This is a genomic window from Moritella sp. F3 (assembly GCF_015082335.1).
GTDB lineage: Bacteria > Pseudomonadota > Gammaproteobacteria > Enterobacterales > Moritellaceae > Moritella.
On the sequence record NZ_BLRL01000010.1, the window covers coordinates 57,732 to 75,695 of the forward strand.

At 41.3% G+C, this 17,964-nt stretch carries 18 protein-coding genes; 14 read left to right on the top strand and 4 right to left on the bottom strand.

The annotated features are described in order from the left end of the window. Positions 1-25: 25 nt before the first annotated feature. The 7 genes from JFU56_RS15875 (at position 26) to JFU56_RS15905 (ending at position 7,022) form a co-directional block, all read left to right on the top strand. The gene (locus JFU56_RS15875) at positions 26-1,054 is read left to right on the top strand and encodes an AraC family transcriptional regulator (protein WP_198438255.1); all 1,029 of its coding nucleotides are present in this window, start codon (positions 26-28) and stop codon (positions 1,052-1,054) included. A gap of 119 nt (positions 1,055-1,173) precedes the next feature. Beyond that, entirely contained in the window at positions 1,174-1,491 is a 318-nt protein-coding gene (locus JFU56_RS15880; RefSeq protein ID WP_017222833.1) for a cytochrome c, read from the top strand. Positions 1,492-1,670: 179 nt separating this feature from the next. Then, complete coding sequence (gene dnaB, locus JFU56_RS15885) at positions 1,671-3,098, top strand: replicative DNA helicase (RefSeq protein WP_198438256.1); 1,428 nt, start codon at positions 1,671-1,673, stop codon at positions 3,096-3,098. Between the two features lie 9 nt (positions 3,099-3,107). Further along, positions 3,108-4,181, top strand: coding sequence for an alanine racemase (gene alr, locus JFU56_RS15890; protein WP_198438257.1), 1,074 nt, complete (start codon positions 3,108-3,110; stop codon positions 4,179-4,181). A 358-nt stretch (positions 4,182-4,539) separates the two neighbouring features. Further along, a complete protein-coding gene (locus tag JFU56_RS15895) occupies positions 4,540-5,187 on the top strand; it encodes a TetR/AcrR family transcriptional regulator (RefSeq protein ID WP_198438258.1) in 648 nt (215 codons plus the stop codon). An 89-nt stretch (positions 5,188-5,276) separates the two neighbouring features. Beyond that, a complete protein-coding gene (locus JFU56_RS15900; RefSeq protein ID WP_198438259.1) occupies positions 5,277-6,164 on the top strand; it encodes a radical SAM protein in 888 nt (295 codons plus the stop codon). 255 nt (positions 6,165-6,419) lie between these two features. Continuing rightward, positions 6,420-7,022 (top strand): peroxiredoxin C, encoded by a 603-nt coding sequence (locus JFU56_RS15905; protein WP_017222837.1) that lies wholly within the window; start codon positions 6,420-6,422, stop codon positions 7,020-7,022. 132 nt (positions 7,023-7,154) lie between these two features. Here the strand turns inward: JFU56_RS15905 and JFU56_RS15910 are convergent, their stop codons facing one another. The 4 genes from JFU56_RS15910 to JFU56_RS15925 form a co-directional block, all read right to left on the bottom strand. Further along, positions 7,155-7,619, bottom strand: a complete 465-nt coding sequence (locus tag JFU56_RS15910) for a chemotaxis protein CheX (protein WP_198438260.1) — start codon at positions 7,617-7,619, stop codon at positions 7,155-7,157. Between the two features lie 22 nt (positions 7,620-7,641). Beyond that, the gene (gene zur / locus JFU56_RS15915; protein ID WP_242065981.1) at positions 7,642-8,082 is read right to left on the bottom strand and encodes a zinc uptake transcriptional repressor Zur; all 441 of its coding nucleotides are present in this window, start codon (positions 8,080-8,082) and stop codon (positions 7,642-7,644) included. A gap of 371 nt (positions 8,083-8,453) precedes the next feature. After that, the gene (locus tag JFU56_RS15920; RefSeq protein WP_198438262.1) at positions 8,454-9,074 is read right to left on the bottom strand and encodes an isochorismatase family protein; all 621 of its coding nucleotides are present in this window, start codon (positions 9,072-9,074) and stop codon (positions 8,454-8,456) included. 61 nt (positions 9,075-9,135) lie between these two features. Continuing rightward, positions 9,136-9,822, bottom strand: coding sequence for a pirin family protein (locus JFU56_RS15925; protein ID WP_198438263.1), 687 nt, complete (start codon positions 9,820-9,822; stop codon positions 9,136-9,138). 178 nt (positions 9,823-10,000) lie between these two features. On the opposite strand from JFU56_RS15925, the gene JFU56_RS15930 reads away from it, so the two are divergent. The 7 genes from JFU56_RS15930 (at position 10,001) to JFU56_RS15960 (ending at position 17,959) form a co-directional block, all read left to right on the top strand. Further along, positions 10,001-10,906: a LysR family transcriptional regulator gene (locus JFU56_RS15930; RefSeq protein WP_198438264.1), complete on the top strand. Its 906-nt coding sequence runs from the start codon at positions 10,001-10,003 to the stop codon at positions 10,904-10,906. 233 nt (positions 10,907-11,139) lie between these two features. Beyond that, positions 11,140-12,132 carry a tRNA dihydrouridine(20/20a) synthase DusA gene (dusA, locus tag JFU56_RS15935; protein ID WP_198438265.1) on the top strand — a complete coding sequence of 331 codons (993 nt, stop codon included), beginning with the start codon at positions 11,140-11,142 and terminating at the stop codon, positions 12,130-12,132. Positions 12,133-12,453: 321 nt separating this feature from the next. Then, entirely contained in the window at positions 12,454-14,073 is a 1,620-nt protein-coding gene (locus JFU56_RS15940) for a methyl-accepting chemotaxis protein (RefSeq protein WP_198438266.1), read from the top strand. Between the two features lie 51 nt (positions 14,074-14,124). Beyond that, entirely contained in the window at positions 14,125-15,480 is a 1,356-nt protein-coding gene (locus tag JFU56_RS15945; RefSeq protein ID WP_198438267.1) for a hypothetical protein, read from the top strand. A 7-nt stretch (positions 15,481-15,487) separates the two neighbouring features. Continuing rightward, the gene (locus JFU56_RS15950) at positions 15,488-15,904 is read left to right on the top strand and encodes a phosphate ABC transporter substrate-binding protein (protein WP_242065982.1); all 417 of its coding nucleotides are present in this window, start codon (positions 15,488-15,490) and stop codon (positions 15,902-15,904) included. A gap of 68 nt (positions 15,905-15,972) precedes the next feature. Next, entirely contained in the window at positions 15,973-16,389 is a 417-nt protein-coding gene (locus JFU56_RS15955; protein ID WP_242065983.1) for a phosphate ABC transporter substrate-binding protein, read from the top strand. A 388-nt stretch (positions 16,390-16,777) separates the two neighbouring features. Then, positions 16,778-17,959, top strand: a complete 1,182-nt coding sequence (locus JFU56_RS15960) for a hypothetical protein (protein WP_198438268.1) — start codon at positions 16,778-16,780, stop codon at positions 17,957-17,959. Positions 17,960-17,964 lie beyond the last annotated feature (5 nt).

Genomic DNA, 17,964 nt, shown 5'->3' on the forward strand with positions numbered 1-17,964 from the left:
CGTATTGAATAAGGATGATTCAGTTATGGTGGGGTTAGGTTCGGCATCAGTGCCAGTGGTAAAACAGTATTTGCGCTATGTCGAGACATTGGATATCGATATTCCGGCGTTACTAGTGGCGAGTCGCATATCTGCAGCGACGTTGACAGAAGAAAACGAACGTATTAGTGGTGAACAGCTGCAGGCTTTTTTAGCCAACCTTATCATTGCCACGGACGATCCATTATTTGGTTTAAAGAGTGGTGTATTTGTTGAACCGAGTTCATACAGCGTATTGGGTTATATCACGATGACCTGTGCAACACTTGCGCAAGTATTAGAGCGAATTCAACCTTATGAAAAATTGGTGGGAGACATGGGCGTTACGTCCATTGAGTATCTGCCACAGCAATTAAGCATTCACTGGCATTGTGCTTATACGTTTGAAGATGTGCGCGAGCAGATGGTCGATAACGTGTTTGCCTCTTGGCTGGCTTATGCTCGTTGGCTGTCGGGACAAGATGTTGGTCCGTTAGCAGTGCATTTACAGCGGGCAAAACCAGCGCCTGCACAGCTTCAACATTACCAGCAGGTTTTTGATTGCCCTGTGTTATTTTCTCAACCCAATAACAGTCTTATTTTGCCTCGTGATTATTTGGATATCCCATTGCGACAGCCTGACCCTGGTTTGTTACAAACCTTAGAGTTACATGCAGCAGGACAAGTTTCAGCTTTGGGTGATTCACATCGTTTTAGTATTCAAGTCAAAGATATTATCCGCACTTTATTAGCCAAGGGGATCACCCGTAAAGATATGGTTGCTGGTCAGTTAAATATGAGCGAACGGACATTACAGCGAAAATTACAGCAAGAACAAACCAGTTATCAAAAATTACTAGATGAAGCGCGATTATTATTAGCTCAGCAATATTTAACTGAAACATTATTACCAGTAGATGATATTGCTATGCAGTTAGGATTTAGTGAAACCCGTTCATTTTTTCGGAGTTTTAAGGGCTGGACAGGGCAAACCCCGAGTATTTATAGAGAATCTAGTTCACATAAATCAGGCTAAACCAATGATTTCTGATGCACAAGCCTTTCAATTGTTGAGTATGAAGTCTAAAATTTGGCATAAATTATAAAGATAAACCCTATACTGCTTCACAGCAGGATGCAATTAGTGAGTATATGATGAAAAAAATTACAACAATGATCGTCGCGTTAGCATGTCTAGTACCTTCTTTATCTATGGCCGCGGGTGGTGATGTTGCTGCTGGCAAAGCAAAAGCAGCAGTATGTGCAGCTTGTCACGGCGCAGCAGGTATTTCTGCAATCCCTATGTACCCAAATCTAGCGGGTCAAAAAGAAATGTATTTAGTTAATGCATTAAAAGCGTATAAAACAGGTCAACGTACTGGCGGCATGGCACCAGTGATGAGTGGACAAGCAATGGCATTATCTGATGCTGACATCAATAACGTTGCGGCATACTTCTCAAGCCTTAAATAGTAGTGCGTGAATTGCTACTAATAAGCGCATAAAGCCTCATGATGAGGCTTTTTTATTAACCAAAAACCGTCAAACACTTCCCTCGACTAAATTTTTACTGCTTCTCAGGTTATTTCATTTCCCCTACAGGGATATTTTGAGGATAATGGTTAATCACACTAAATTTCGTGAGTGCTAGCATGGCCGATAAACGTCAAAATCAGTTTCAAAATCAGTTTTCAAAAGATAAAAATAAAAAAGACAGTGCTGTTGATGCGCTAAAAGTGCCGCCGCATTCGTTTGAGGCTGAGCAATCGGTTTTAGGTGGCTTATTCATTGATAATGAAGCCTGGGATCGTGTAACCGAATTTATTGTGGCGAAAGATTTTTACAGCCGCCCACATCAACTTATCTTCGAAGCGATGGCTAAGTTGGTGGATCAACATATCCCTCTCGATATTATTACCGTATCGGAATGGCTAGATAACGAAGAGCTGCTTGATGATGCTGGTGGCTTTGCGTATCTGGGTGATATTGTTAAAAATACCCCAAGTGCGTCGAACATTACTGCGTATGCAAACATCGTACGTGAGCGAGCGGTGATCCGTGAGCTTATTGCTGTTGCGAGTGATATCACTGAATCAGGTTATGAGCCACAAGGGCGTAAAAGTACCGACCTGCTTGATTTAGCGGAAAGTAAAGTATTCCAAATTGCAGAATCAAGACAGAGTGAAGGCCAGGGCCCGAAAAATCTAGAAAGTGTCCTGCAAGAAACCGTTGATAAAATCGAAGAGCTTTACCAAACCCCACATGATGGTGTGACAGGTGTGGCTTCTGGTTATAACGATCTTGATGGCATGACAACGGGCTTTCAACCGTCTGATTTGATTATTGTTGCAGCTCGTCCATCGATGGGTAAAACGACATTTGCGATGAACTTATGTGAGCACGCGGCATTAAACGAAGATAAACCAGCGGTTATTTTCTCGCTGGAGATGCCTGCAGAACAGATTATGATGCGTATGCTCGCGTCACTCGGAAAGATTAACCAAACTAAAGTACGTACCGGCCAGTTAGATGATGATGATTGGGCGCGTCTATCTGCAACCATGAAAAGCATGCTAGAGCAGGGGAAAATGTACATTGATGATAGTTCTGGTTTGACTCCGACCGAGGTACGTTCGCGCTCACGTCGTATTGCGCGTGATCATGGGGGTATCAGTATGATCATGATCGATTACCTACAGTTGATGCGTGTACCCGCGTTAAGTGAAAACAGAACCTTGGAAATTGCAGAAATTTCGCGTTCATTGAAGTCCCTTGCCAAGGAACTTAAATGTCCTGTTATTGCCTTATCACAGCTTAACCGCTCGTTGGAGCAACGTGCAGATAAGCGCCCTGTTAACTCGGATCTACGTGAATCCGGTTCGATTGAGCAGGATGCCGATTTAATTATGTTTATTTATCGTGATGAAGTTTATAACGATGATTCGCCAGATAAAGGCACCGCCGAAATCATTATCGGTAAACAACGTAACGGCCCGATTGGTAAAGTCAGACTGACCTTTAACGGTCAATTCTCACGTTTTGATAACTTTACTGGTCCTGCTTATGATGATGATTACTAAGGAATAGCTATGCGTTCAGCAACGGCTGAAATATGTTTGCAGTCATTGCAGCATAACGTTAAACAGATAAAAAGCATTGCCCCAAACAGTAAAATAATGGCCGTTGTGAAAGCGAATGCTTATGGTCATGGTTTATTGGCTGTTGCGAGATCATTGAAAGCGGTCGATGCATTTGCAGTGGCACGTGTTGAAGAGGCATTAACGCTACGTAGTGGCGGCATTGTTAAACCAATTTTGCTGTTGGAAGGTTTTTTTTCAACAGACGAGTTACCGATCTTAGTTGCCAATAATATTCAGACATCGGTGCATATTGAACAGCAATTGGCTGAGCTTGAAGAGGCGGATTTAGATGCGCCGATTCATGTGTGGTTGAAAATGGATACTGGCATGCATCGTTTAGGTATCCGCCCGGATAACTGCAAGCGTGCGATTGAGCGTTTAAAGAATAATACTAATGTGGTGCAACCTGCTCGGTTGATGACGCATTTTAGTTGTGCTGATGAAGCTGATCCAAGTATTACCCAGCGCCAAATTGATTTATTTGATGAATTAGTCGCAGGTGAAGAAGGGGAACACTCGATTGCCAATTCAGCTGGTGTTTTAGCGTGGCCGACTGCACGTCGTGAATGGATCCGTCCTGGTATTATGTTGTATGGCGTATCACCGATGATCGGTGCAACGGCCGTCGAGCATAACCTCAAGCCGGTGATGACATTAACCACTGATTTGATTGCAGTACATGATATTAAGCAAGGCGAAAAAACCGGTTATGGCGGTATTTGGAGCGCACCTAAAGATACGCGATTGGGTGTTGTTGCTGTCGGTTACGGTGATGGTTATCCACGTATGGCACCTGAAGGCACACCTGTTTTAATTAACGGCCGTATCGTACCGATTGTTGGCCGTGTATCGATGGATATGCTAACGGTGGACTTAGGCGCTGATTGCCAAGACCAAGTCGGTGATAAAGTGATCATGTGGGGCGCCGGGTTACCCGCTGAATTAGTGGCTGAACACATAGGTACCATCGCATATGAACTCGTCACTAAGCTTACGCAACGGGTATCGCTAAAATATTTATAAATTTATAAAAATTAGTGAATTGTCATATTGATGTTACCGCTTTGTAAGCTAAAGAAAGTCAAGTTATATCAAGCTATTATATGCATAAATAACAGATGGTCATGAATATTAATGCAGTATATTAGGTATTAGCTGCACTTATTATCTGCATTTTGTGAATTAATTAGGCTATTATAGTATAGAGTCACGACTCTATATACTCAATTAGGGTTGTAACAGCACCGATAATAGCAAATTACTGTTTTATTTCGGCGATATTTAGCGAATAAGTGTAAATTTGATTGATGTAACTAAAGGTTATTATTAAGCTTAATTTATCCCACTTTATATAATTTAATTTGTGCAATGATGAGGGCATATGACAGAAAATAACACGACGCAAAGAAATCTTCCGAGGCAGGAAAGAAGCCTTGAAAGAGTAAAGCAAATAATTGATTCTGCGGCAGCTTTGTTTGATGAAATTGGTATTGCTAATGCTACGCCTTCTGATATAGCAAAAGCATCAGGTTTAACCAGAACATCGTTGTACCGTTATTTTCCAAATAAAGCATCGATAATTCGTGCTTTAGCAGAGCGTCACCTTCAAGCACTGCAATTACGATTCTCGGCTGTACCAAGTGATTTACCACTTGGAGAACGCATTGAATTGGTTATTGAGGTATACGCTGAATTTTATCGTAAAGAACCGGGTTATATGGCTGTTTGGTCGGGTGTAGATTCCTTACCTGAGCTAAAAAGTATTGATCAGTCAGCGCTTGATTTCCATTCTGCAGTGATTCAAAAGCAAATGGAAAGCATCGTTTCTGATGAGATTAGTGCTGAGCAGATTAAGATGATCTCGGTTATCTTGCCACGTACTGTCGGCTCTATTTTACGTCTAGCAGTACAAGAGCCTGAATCAGCAGATAAATACGTTCGTGAAGCAAAAGTGCTAGCGACTGTATATTTGACTCATTACGCACATCTTTCTGGTTATGACCTTAAGAGTCAGTTAAACGCAGAATAATCGAATAAATTAGCAGTGTTGAGCCCATAACACTGCTACCCTCCTTAAATTAGCAGCGGATGCTTACCCTCAAATAATGGAACTGTTTTATGCCTATCTCTTATGTTGAACCTGTATTTCGTCCGCCGAGTGAATGGCGTTCATTGATCTTACAAGTCGCAAATGGTTGTTCTTGGAATAACTGCACTTTTTGCGATATGTATACGCAACCACAGAAAAAATTTCGCGCTAAAAAAATCGATGACATCGAAGCTGAAATTTTAAGTGTTGTTGCCAGTGGTCAAAAACATCAGCGTGTTTTTCTAGCAGACGGCGATGCGATGACGTTACCGTTTAAACGTTTAAAAGAGATCTTATTACTGATCCGTAAACACATGCCCGATGTGCAAAGAGTGAGTGCCTATTGCCTGCCGCGTAACATCAAAAGTAAATCATTGGCTGAGCTTTATGAGTTAGGTAATTTAGGACTCGGTATTGTTTATGTTGGTTGTGAAAGTGGTGATGATGAGGTGCTGGCGTTAGTCGAAAAAGGTGAAACGTACGATTCACAACTTGATGCGTTATACAAACTCAAAGGCGCAGGCATTAAAACCTCGGTGATGATATTAAATGGCCTTGGTGGTACTGAATTTACCAAACAGCATGCATTAAACTCAGCTCGCTTGATGAATGAAGCACAACCAGATTATTTATCCACGTTAGTGGTGTCTTTTCCATTGGGCCAAGCTAAATTTGCGCACAATTTTAAAAATGGTTTCCAATTACCCGATCAACACGGATTATTTCTGGAAATGCAGATGCTGCTAGAGAATTTGGAATTGAATAATACGGTATTCAGATCTGACCATGCCTCTAACTATTTGTCTTTGAAGGGCACGTTAGGGAAAGATAAAGCGCAGTTGTTAGCGCAAGTGCGCAGTGCGATTGAAGCACCAGAGCACAGTAAATTGCGTAAAGAGTGGCAGCGCGGACTATAAGTTTAGGTTCTGCATTATGTCCATCATATTAAACGTCGTCATTATCACAAGCTTAATAAAAACAGCTGACACGAGATGACAACAAGAAAGTGCGATGCTATGGTTATATTTCAATAAATTTTATCTTATGAACGCTTAATTACCGATAGCTTTAACCTATCAAAATGATTGGGTAAAGCAATTGGTTTAAGATTATATTTAATGTAAAAATTATGCCGTAAATAAGCAAATATTTAATTAATTTAGGAGATTAAAATGGTTTTAGTAGGACGTCAAGCACCTGACTTTACAGCTGCAGCAGTACTAGGTAACGGCGAAATCGTTGATAGCTTTAACTTCACTGAATTCACTAAAGGTAAATCAGCAGTTTTATTTTTCTACCCTCTTGATTTCACATTTGTTTGCCCATCAGAGCTAATCGCTTTTGATCACCGTCTTGAAGAATTCCAAAAGCGCGGCGTTGAAGTAATCGGTGTTTCAATCGATTCACAATTCAGCCACAACGCATGGCGTAACACTGCTATCGAAGATGGCGGTATCGGTCCAGTTAAATACCCACTAGTAGCTGACGTTAAGCACGAAATCTGTAAAGCATACGACGTTGAACATCCAGAAGCTGGTGTTGCTTTCCGTGGTTCTTTCCTAATCGACACAAACGGTGTTGTTCGTCACCAAGTTGTTAACGACCTTCCTTTAGGCCGTAACATCGATGAAATGCTACGTATGGTTGATGCACTAAACTTCCACGAGAAAAACGGTGAAGTTTGTCCTGCACAATGGGAAGCTGGCAAAGAAGGTATGGACGCATCTCCAGAAGGCGTTGCTAAATACCTAACTAAAAATGCTAAAAGCCTATAATTCTTACTTACTCTGTTAAGTAAAAATTAAGTCTTAATAAAAAGCCAATCTCATTGAGATTGGCTTTTTAGTATCTGGGATTTGGTATTGATTGGCGTTTGCTTCACAATATAACTTAATTATTGAAATAGCTTAATTATCGAAACATATCTCAATTGAAGCACTGCCGAATTTACTTGTGAGTGGCAGTAACAATTTAGGCCCTTCTGATTTATGTGTCACAGTATGACCCTTACCCGATACCACGATCGGCGTAGACATATCAAAATCAAAGCCTTTATCGGCTAAAATACGTTTTGCACCACCGGTAACCATATTCGTGATCTCACCAACCATATCAATGACTTCAGCATCAATAGCAGCGGGCTTTTCACCAAGCATGTTATTCATGATAGCTAATGCGAGTGGCTCATCAAATGTCAGTGCAAATGAACCTTTAGCTTGAGTAGACATCATTCCCATAATACCGGAGATGTCACCTTTCGCTTTATCATCTTTTTTAAGTCTTGGCTTGCCTGGAGTTAACTCCACTTGCGCCATGGTATTCAATACGTTTAATAAAGATGAAATAAATGGATTAATAAATTCTACGCGCATCGTTCTTGTTCCTGAAATTTAATTATTTACGACAATCGGCACAGATACCGTGTGCTTCTACTGTCTTGGTCGTAATTGCAAAACCATGCTCATCTGCAAGTGATTGCAGCAATTCTTCGATTTCGGTATTGTGCAATTCAATCACGCCACCACAACTCTTACATAAGAGTAGCTGTGAAGGATGTTTTTCTCCAAAATGCGGGCATAAAATAAAAGCATTGCTTGATTCTATTTTATGGATGAAACCTTCTTCTAATAGAAAGTCGAGGGCACGGTATACCGTCGGCGGTTTGGCATTTGGTTCTAATAGCTGCAGCTGAGCAAGTAGATCGTAAGCGCTGATCATGGCATTGTGCTGTGCCATTAATAAAAAGATCTGCTGCCTAATAGGGGTGAAGCGAACCGCACGCGTAACACAAAGCTGTTGGGCTCTGTAGAGTAAATTGTTCGCTGAATCTGTCATAGGGATCATTAAATGGCTGAGAAAGGATAATGCTAACACATTGAGGTGGGTTTGCTAATTGGAATACGTTAAAAATAGCCTAGAGGCGGGCTTTTATAGTGGTTTTTTTAGTGTTATATAATCAAGGTGTAAAAGATACCGGTATCATAATATTATATACTGCTTAATAAGTCGTTTATAACGATATATTTTATTATCTCTATTTATACCTATAGCTTTAGCAAAATATAGGTAGATTATGATTATAACTAGGTTACAACGCTATTTTTTGTAATCTATTTACCTTATTTTATTCCTCAATAAAAGATCATGTTGAACGCTGTATGCAGGGCATATTTATGCGCGCTCAACATGATGAAGTTCGATTAGCTTTACAATTGGTTCGCTTGTAAAAAGCTGTTGTATACCCAGCGATAAGTGGTGTGCTGGCCTAAGATACCCCCCAGTTCCATGCCTTTTTCACTGCGCCAATCATCCATCACCTCAGCCAGTACCGATGCCCACGTTGCTACTTTTACACCTGCTTGTGTCATGCGATGAATGGATGCGTCTGCAACCGCTTTATTCCATGTACCTGATGCATCGACGACAGCATAAACATCATAACCTTCTGCGACGGCTGAAATAGCGGGGAACATTAAACACACATCGGTCACTATTCCCGCCATGATGATTTTCTTACGCCCTGTTGCCTCGATGGCCTGTTTGAATGCTGGGCTTTTCCATGCATTAATTTCACCTGCGCGTTCTATAATGTCATGGCCTAAAATATCGGTTATTTCAGACATGATTGGGCCATTCGGACCATCTGGCATACTTGCTGTTGTCACCGTAGGCATGCCGACTGTTTTTGCCATTGCGCATAAGCCTTTGATGTTTTCGGTCATCAAATGTGGGTCTTGATCGCGGCAGCTAACGAGTAGCCCAGTTTGATGGTCAATCATCGCCAATACGGCATTATCAATCGTTAATGTTTCTGCAAATTTATTCATGGTAATTTCCTTTTACTTTATCGTTAAATTTGATCGTTGAAATGCATAATTAAATAACGGGTTATTGATTGCTAATAACAACTATCTCGACATCTGTGTTCGCCGTGAGATCTGTTTGATAACTCCGGATCAAATCGCCATCTTCAGCGTCGAAGGTGCTATTTTTATCCGCGAATGCCACGTTGCCTTTACTGACATAAGCGAGTGTTTCATGCGTGAAATGTATGCTTTCTCCTGCAGCCAAGCGCACTATGTCGATGGCTGTTTTGCTATCAAAAGTCTGGCTTTGATTCTTCGCACCGCCATAGATACGGGTCACGCCATTAGCATTTAATTTATAGTGTTTGTATCCCGCAGGTTGGCCTGACTCATCGGGTAGTACCCATAACTGCAACATACGGTTTTTGCTGTTATCTGGATTGATTTCGTTGTGTGAGAAACCTTCGCCACCGGCACGTTGTATTTGTGCTTCACCCGCATTTAAGCTTTGGCCGTGTTCAAGCGAACCTTCGTGACTTACACGGCCGTCTATCATGATAGAAATTACATCGATTTCTTTATGTGGGTGCATATGCGTTTGACCGCGAGGATTAAATTGCGCATCAGCGAGGTAAACAAAATTACCGATACCATCGAATGTATTGGCTACTTTATTACGACCAAATACACGTCTATCCGTGACTAAGCGATGTTCTGTTAAACCAGCAAAACCGCCGAGGGGTAATGATTTTCTACTGAGTATTTGCATGTTCTGCTCCATGTTTTTGAGTTATTTTATTTTGGTATTATTTACGCGGAAGTTATTTGGTGTGGTTGTTAACATCGCGTTGTTGAAATTAATAATAGGACGTTAAGGTTGTTTGATAAATACTGACTTATTGATATGATAATTCCATATTCAACAACAATGGACAGGCGTTGATAACATGGAAAATGATTTAAACGACATGATGGTGTTTTTAGCGGTGGTAGAAACAGGCAGTTTTACCCTTGCAGCAGACAGACTCAGTATCCCCAAAGCGAATGTGAGCCGTAAAGTCTCACGGTTAGAGCAGCAATTAAATATCACCTTGTTAGAACGCTCGACGCGTTCACAGCATTTAACTGAAGCGGGTAAACGCTATTTAGTACATTGTAAGCGGGTGCATGAAGAACTGGACTTAGCCAAGGCATCGGTATCGGAATTATTACATAGCTATAAAGGTGAATTAAAAGTTGGCGCATCAATATCGACAGGGCAGCAGATATTAAGACCGGCTTTAGCGACCTTTATGCATCAATATCCAGAATTAAACGTGCAACTTAATCTCGTTAACCGGCGTGTTGATTTTATCGAAGAAGGGTTTGATGTGGTGATCCGCGTTGGCCGATTAGAAGACTCGATGTTGATGGCTAAAAATCTCGGTACCGCCACACGCTCGTTATTTGCTAGTCCTGCTTATTTGGCCAAACACGGCAAACCACAAACGGTAACCGAATTGTTAACCCATCAATTATTAGTGATGAACCCAACGAACAATGATCCAACGTTAAACCTAGTGTCGACAGCAGGTGAGGCTTTTAACGTTAATTGTAAGCCGCGGTTATTGGTGGATGATTTTGCTATCCTCAAACAATCTTTAGTGGATGGTTTAGGTATCGCGGTATTGCCCGATTATATGAGCCGTGAAGAAGTGGCTTCCGGACAGTTAGTGCGTGTGCTACCAGACTGGGGCATGGAGTCTGTTGATGTCTATGCTTTGTATCCACGCCATCGCGCTAAGATACCGAAAGTGAGGGCCTTTCTTGATTTTGCCATCAAGATCTATGGCGATGCGTTAAAGCTAAAATAAGTTGCTGTTATTAGCACTGTTATGAGGGATATTGTTAGGACTGGTATTAGCACTGATATGAGTAAATAGGTGAGAGCGATCTTTATTTTTGAAAGTACTGCCTTCAGGGTGTATGATCGCCCCCTTGTTTTTCGTGGCCATGGCTACGTTGTAACGCTGATTTTAAATAAGTTCACGATATAGCGCACTTACATTAAGTGCACTGACGCATCCAGATAAGAGATAATAAAGCAATGACCAAGCCAGCTATTACCAGTGTTCATGCCCCTGGGCGTTTTTCTATTGCGCCAATGTTGGATTGGACTGATCGTCATTGCCGTTACTTCCACCGCTTGCTAACCAAAAATACCCTGTTGTACACCGAGATGGTCACTACAGGTGCGATTATTCATGGTCGCGGTGATTACCTTGCCTACAACCAAGAAGAGCATCCGGTGTCGTTACAGCTGGGTGGTAGTAATCCTATCGACCTAGCACAAAGTGCGAAGCTGGCTCAAGAACGCGGCTATGACGAAATTAACTTGAACGTGGGCTGTCCATCAGACCGTGTGCAAAGCGGTAAATTTGGCGCATGCTTAATGGCAGAACCAACGCTGGTGGCTGATTGCGTTAAAGCCATGCAAGATGTGGTGGATATTCCAGTTACCGTTAAGACCCGCATTGGTATTGATGATCAAGATTCATATGAATTTTTACAAACGTTTATCGAGACGGTTGCAGCAACAGGTTGTAATGACTTTACCTTACATGCGCGCAAAGCTTGGTTAAGTGGTTTAAGCCCGAAAGAAAACCGTGAGATCCCAGAACTGAATTATCAACGCGTTTACGATATCAAACAGGACTTTCCTGAGTTATTCATTGGTATTAATGGCGGTGTTAAAACACTAGAAGACACGCAATTACATCTAGGCCATGTTGATGGTGTGATGATGGGGCGTGAAGCGTATCATAACCCTTTCTTGTTGAGCCAGATTGATGAACAAGTTTATGGCGCAGAAAAATCAACGCTAAGCCGTCATGATTATGCTGAACTGATGTTGCCGTATATTGAAAACCATATTCGTAATGGCGGAAGTTTAACGCATATTTATCGTCATATGCTGGGTTTATTCCTTGGCTTACCGGGTGCAAGAGCGTGGAAACGTCATCTGAGTGAGCAAGGACATAAAAAAGGCGCAGGTGTTGAGGTTGTACAAGAGGCATTGCGACTAGTGCCTAGATGCTAAGAGATTGATTTGAAAAACTAAAATAATAAAGCTTATTATGATTTATATAATAAGCTTTTTTTTTGTATGATTTGTAAGAATGTGGTTACTTATTAACTACAGAGGCTCGTTTGGGCTAATTTATTCAGGTAGTATAAATAGTCTAATACTAACGGTTTAATAACATCTAATATACAAAAAAAGGTCATGACTTTCATTTTAAGGCCGATAAGGTATTAGAGATTTTGAGGATATTGTCCGATCTATAAGTTAGATCAAAGGGACTGAATTGGTATTGTCATCATATATCAAACTAACTTACAAACGCTACAGAGGTATGAAATGGGACTCTCCACCCAATTAAAAATCAAGCATAAGATCGGTATTCTTTCGGCGGTTGTTGTCGTTAGTTTCTTAACTTATCTGTTCGCCAATATTCAGGTGGTGAAAGAAAATAAAGAACGTTTATCACAACTCTCTGCCATTTATTATCCAGTACTTGAAGCGGCAACGATCAGTAATAGTAAGATTGCCGAGATAACGCAAGCCATTGAAACATCTGTCACCATTGGTGATGAAGATATGCTGCTAAGTGCTGATGAGGTTTATGCTGATCTGATTACCCAATTAGATTTTATTAACTCTATTCATCCCGATAAACGTAGCGAGTTATTGTTAATTAAGAGTGAAGCTAAAGAGTATTACAATTCTGCTAAATACTTAGCTAATGGCTTGATTACTGGTTCTATATCTATGGATAACTTATCTAATTTGGCAGAAAAAAATAGCCTTAACTTAGAAAAGTTATTAGCTGACCTAGGCAAGTTTAAAGAAGATAGCCAAGCAGATTTTACAGCCTTGATTGAAACGTCATTAGCGAGTTCTGATAAGAGTCGTAACCGCGGTGTGATGTTAGGTGTCGGTGTAATTATTTTAGTGCTGGCAGTGTGTTATTGGCTGACAGTATCGATCACTGGCAGTATTCGTAAAGTGTCTGATTCGTTAAAAGCAATCGCAGAAGGCGACGGTGATCTGACTGTGCGTATTGATTACGCAAATAAAGATGAAGTGGGTGATCTTGTTTATTGGTTTAACCAATTTTTAGACAAGCTGCATTGCAGTATCAGCGAAACGATTAATTCAATCGATTCACTATCACAAGCGTCGACACAATTAGCGACATCAAGCTGTACGTCTAAATCTCGTATTCAAGAGCAAAGTCAGTCGATTGATCAGGTATCTCGCTCGATGAATGAAATGTTTGAGACTGTAAGGCATATTGCTGATTATGCATCTAATGCCTCGGCAGAAGCGAGCAGTGCAAACAGCGAAGCAGAGACTGGAACCGTGGTTGTTAAAAAGACCATCGAAGCCATACACGAACTGGCTGATGAGGTGAAAACTGCCTCAAAAGTTATCGACGAATTAGACTCTCATACTAGTAATGTCGGCTTGATCCTCGACACTATCCGCAGTATCGCCGATCAGACCAATCTGTTAGCATTAAATGCAGCTATTGAAGCGGCGCGTGCGGGTGAACAAGGACGAGGCTTTGCTGTTGTTGCAGACGAAGTTCGAACTTTAGCCTCTCGCACACAAGACTCAACTCAAGAGATCCAACAAGTATTGGAAGAACTGCAACGTGCTTCACGAGGTGCTGTGGAAGCGATGCAACGTGGGATGAGTAAAGCGGATATGGGCGTCGAGCAATCATCGAGTGCGGGCGATTCTCTGACCAGTATTTCGGGTAAAGTTGAAGCCATCAATGTCGTCAATGAGCAAATTGCATCTGCGACGGAAGAGCAGGCGCAAACGACAAAACTGATACATGGTTATATCGATGAAACTCATTCGATAGCAACACAAGTGTCTGAAGATACCGAAGTGCTGGACGAGATAACACAAGCAATCGAGGCTGCTACACAACAATTAAGACAAGCAACAAATCAATTTAGTGTGTAGTAAGTAACGACAATTTGCTTGCTACACGAAATTTCTAAGGAGAGAAATTTTATGAGCAAGCAAATTGCTATTGATGGATCAAACACGATATCAAAGACAGTATCAACAGTTAGACCAATTCGATTATTAACCCGACAATCAACTCGCTTAACAACCCCTGCCGCAACACTATCTTTAGCTGTTTGTATCTCAGCTGCACTATCCTCAAGTTACGCCTCTGCAGAACAATTGCGTCGTGTGCAATTACTTGAAGAGCAGGTATCTGTACTCGAAGAACAGCAAGCAGAAACTAATCGTGTTAACAATGTCACTGTGAATGGTTTTTTCACCTTAAGCGCAGGCATGGCTTCAAATGATGCAGGCTACGCAGGCTATGATAAAACTTTAGATTATGTACCTGAAACGAAAGTCGGTCTACAAGCCTCATTTGAAGTGACAGAAAGTACCTTCCTTGTTGCGCAATTGGTTTCTCGCGCAGAACAACATTGGCGTCCTGAAATGGAGTGGGCTTTTTTAAGTCATACTTTTGATAACGATTTAACGGTGCGAGCGGGTCGCTTACGTGTGCCTTTGTATATGTATTCAGATTATCTAGAAGTTAACTTTGCTCAGCCTTGGTTACGTCCACCTGAAGAAGTTTATGCCGTCGTACCGGTTAGTTCATACGAAGGCATTGATTTTGTCTATACCATCCCATTTGATGAAGCTGAGTGGCAATTCCAAGCGTATACCGGCGTTGGCTCTGATCCCGATGAAGAAACAGACTTCGGTACTGATGTTGAATATGACGATGTTATCGGTTTCGCGAGTACTTTTAGTTATAACAGCTTTAGCGTACGTGCGAGTTATGTGATGACAACGCTGAATTCGGGCGATGCTACTGTACCGGGTACGGCTATTCCTTTAGTCAATTTCACCGATGCTGATACCAGTTTCATTGGTCTTGGCGCAAGCTATGACGATGGTGATCTACTTGTCGTGGCCGAATGGACTAAGTCTCAGGTAGATGGCGGTGGTCCTGATGCTGCTAGCAGCGCTGAAGGGAACTGGCAAGACGTTGACTCAGCCTATGTATCAGTTGCTTATCGATTTGGTAATATCACGCCTTATATGACCTATGCAATGATGGATACCACGGATGATGATGAACGCGTATTAAACCCCGTGAATCAAATTGTATTTGATGCACAGCGTTCAACTTATAGCGCTGGTCTTCGTTATGACATTAATGCCAACATGGCGCTTAAATTTGATATTACTTATAGTGGTAACTTTGGTAGTTCAGGTGCTACCGGTGGCCTAAGTGACAATATTGTCAACCAGTTAGGTAACGTTCTTGCTAATCAGTCTAATGTAATCGAAGACGATACGATGGTTTACACCACATCATTGAACATGGTGTTTTAGGGTGAGGATGATGAGTGCTCTACTTAAAGGTGCATTATTGTCGTTGTTGTTAATTGCGAGTGCGCGAGCTGATGTTGTGGTGATCGTTAATCTGTTAGGTCCAGATTATTTATCAGAAATACAAGTCAGCAAACTGTATTTAGGGAAGAGTAAACATCTTCCTGGCCAGGGTAAGGCATATATCATCGATATGGTAGATGACAGTGATATAAAACGTGAGTTTCATCAGAAGGTCACGCATAAAAATACATCACAGTTACAAGCATATTGGTCGCGTCTTATTTTCACCGGTAAAGGCAAGCCGCCGCATACAGTACGCACACCTGAATTGATATTGTCGTTGGTTAGCAATAATGAGAATGCGATAGGTTACATTGACGAATCGTTAGTGAATGACAGTGTCAAAATTGCTTACCGACCTTAACGCGATGTTCTCCCCCTTAATATTTAGCGGTTGGGGGATAATTGATTACAAATTTCATGGAGGAAAAAATGCAGAAGATGATTAAGGGAATATTATTTCTATTACCATTTTTTATCTCATCAGCAATGGCTGAGATAGTTGTGGTCGTTAATCCATTAGGTCCCGATGAACTGACTAAAGTTCAGGTTAAAAAAATATATCTTGGCCAGACTAAAAAATTGCCAAGCGGGGACTTAGCTAAAGTGTATGAGTTACCAAAGCAGTCAAGGTTACATAAAGACTTTCATGCTTTAGTGACTGGTCGTACGCCAGCACAAGTTAATGCCCACTGGTCTAAAAATGTGTTTACGGGATTAGGCAAAAAGCCTGAAGTAGTCTCTTCTAGTCACTTATTACGTCGTAAAATTGCCCGTGATAAGAATGCGATTGGCTATTTAGATATTACTGAAGCAGATGATTCAGTCAAAATTGTCTACCGACCGTAACATTATTAAGTTATAACGTTTGAGTCGCGGTGTTTATTAACGCCGCTGACTCATTACTTTCCTTCCTATCTCGTTATTATTTCTTTTTTATTTTTATTTCATCCACACCGAAACTAAAAAACCGAGCTTAGCTAGGTTATTAAGGGGTATACCTTTTTAATCTATTTATCGGCGTAGCGTTAACTTCAATTGTTTAGCTATTTTTTTGGTTGCGAAGGCACCGAATAGAGCGATTATTCTACATTTTTGTCAGCGTGTGTAAGATCCACTAATTCAAGCCGTTATGTTACTATAAGATCCTGTTTTGTTTGGTTTTATCTGTTTTTATTAATGTTTAATAAAAATGATAAAACAATATGATGATTGGTTATTAACCTAGGATTGACGGATGAAAAAAGTATTTACGTTGTTACCACTGGCTGTCGTTTGTGCAACGCAATTTGCTTATGCAGCAACGGACGCAGAGCGCCTAGCGAAACTTGAACAAGAACTTGCGATGTTACAAGAGCAGAGTTCTTATGATTCACTTGCAGATCGTATGACGATTAATGGTTTCTTTACCGGTAAAATGGTCGCTGCTAACAATGATGCTGGTTTTGATAATGCCACGACAACACCTAACTTTGCTGATGGCAGCAAATTGGGTCTGCAAGGTACATTTGCTTTAACAGATCAAACTCAAATTGTTGCACAGCTTGTAGGCCGTGGTAGCGATGATTGGACGCCTGAAATGGAATGGGCTTTTTTAAGCCATGATTTTGATAACGGTTTTGTTACGCGTGTCGGTCGTTTACGTTTACCGCTATATATGTATTCAGACTTTTTAGAAGTGGGCTATGCACAGCCTTGGGCGACACCGCCTGCTGACGTATACACCATTGCACCTATTACTTCATTCAATGGTGTTGATGTTACTTACCAGCATGATCTAGGTGATGCAATATTAGCATTGCAAGCAAGCTATGGTAATGACAGTTCTTCTGCTGAAGATAACTCTGTGGGTACTGATGTTGAGTTTAGTGATATTGCCGGTTTATCTGCCACGCTTTCTTATGAAGAGTGGGTATTCCGCGGTACTTATTTTCAAACAGACCTAAGTTCGGCTGACACTGGTTTGCCGCTATTGGGAGCGTTTGAAAATGAACGAGCTCAATTTATTGGTGCGGGTGTTAGTTATGACAATGGTTCGTTAATTGCTATTTCTGAATATACCATCTCAAAAGTTGAAGGTGCTTATGCGGATACTGAGTCAGCATACATCACGCTGGGTTACCGTGTTGAGGCGTTCACGCCTTACGTTAGCTATTCATATTTGAAAACCACGGATGATGAAAAACGAGCGGCTAGTTCTGTCGACACGACATTATTAACTTGGCAGCGCAGTACGTATAGCGTTGGTACACGTTATGACATTAGCGCCAATTTAGCATTAAAATTAGATGTAACTTACGCCGGTGACTTTGGTGATACCACTGGATCATTAGCATCGAACGTAAGCCCTGCGTATGCTAACACGCAAGAATTCGATGACACTATCGTTTATACCATCTCATTTGACGCTGTATTTTAAGGAAT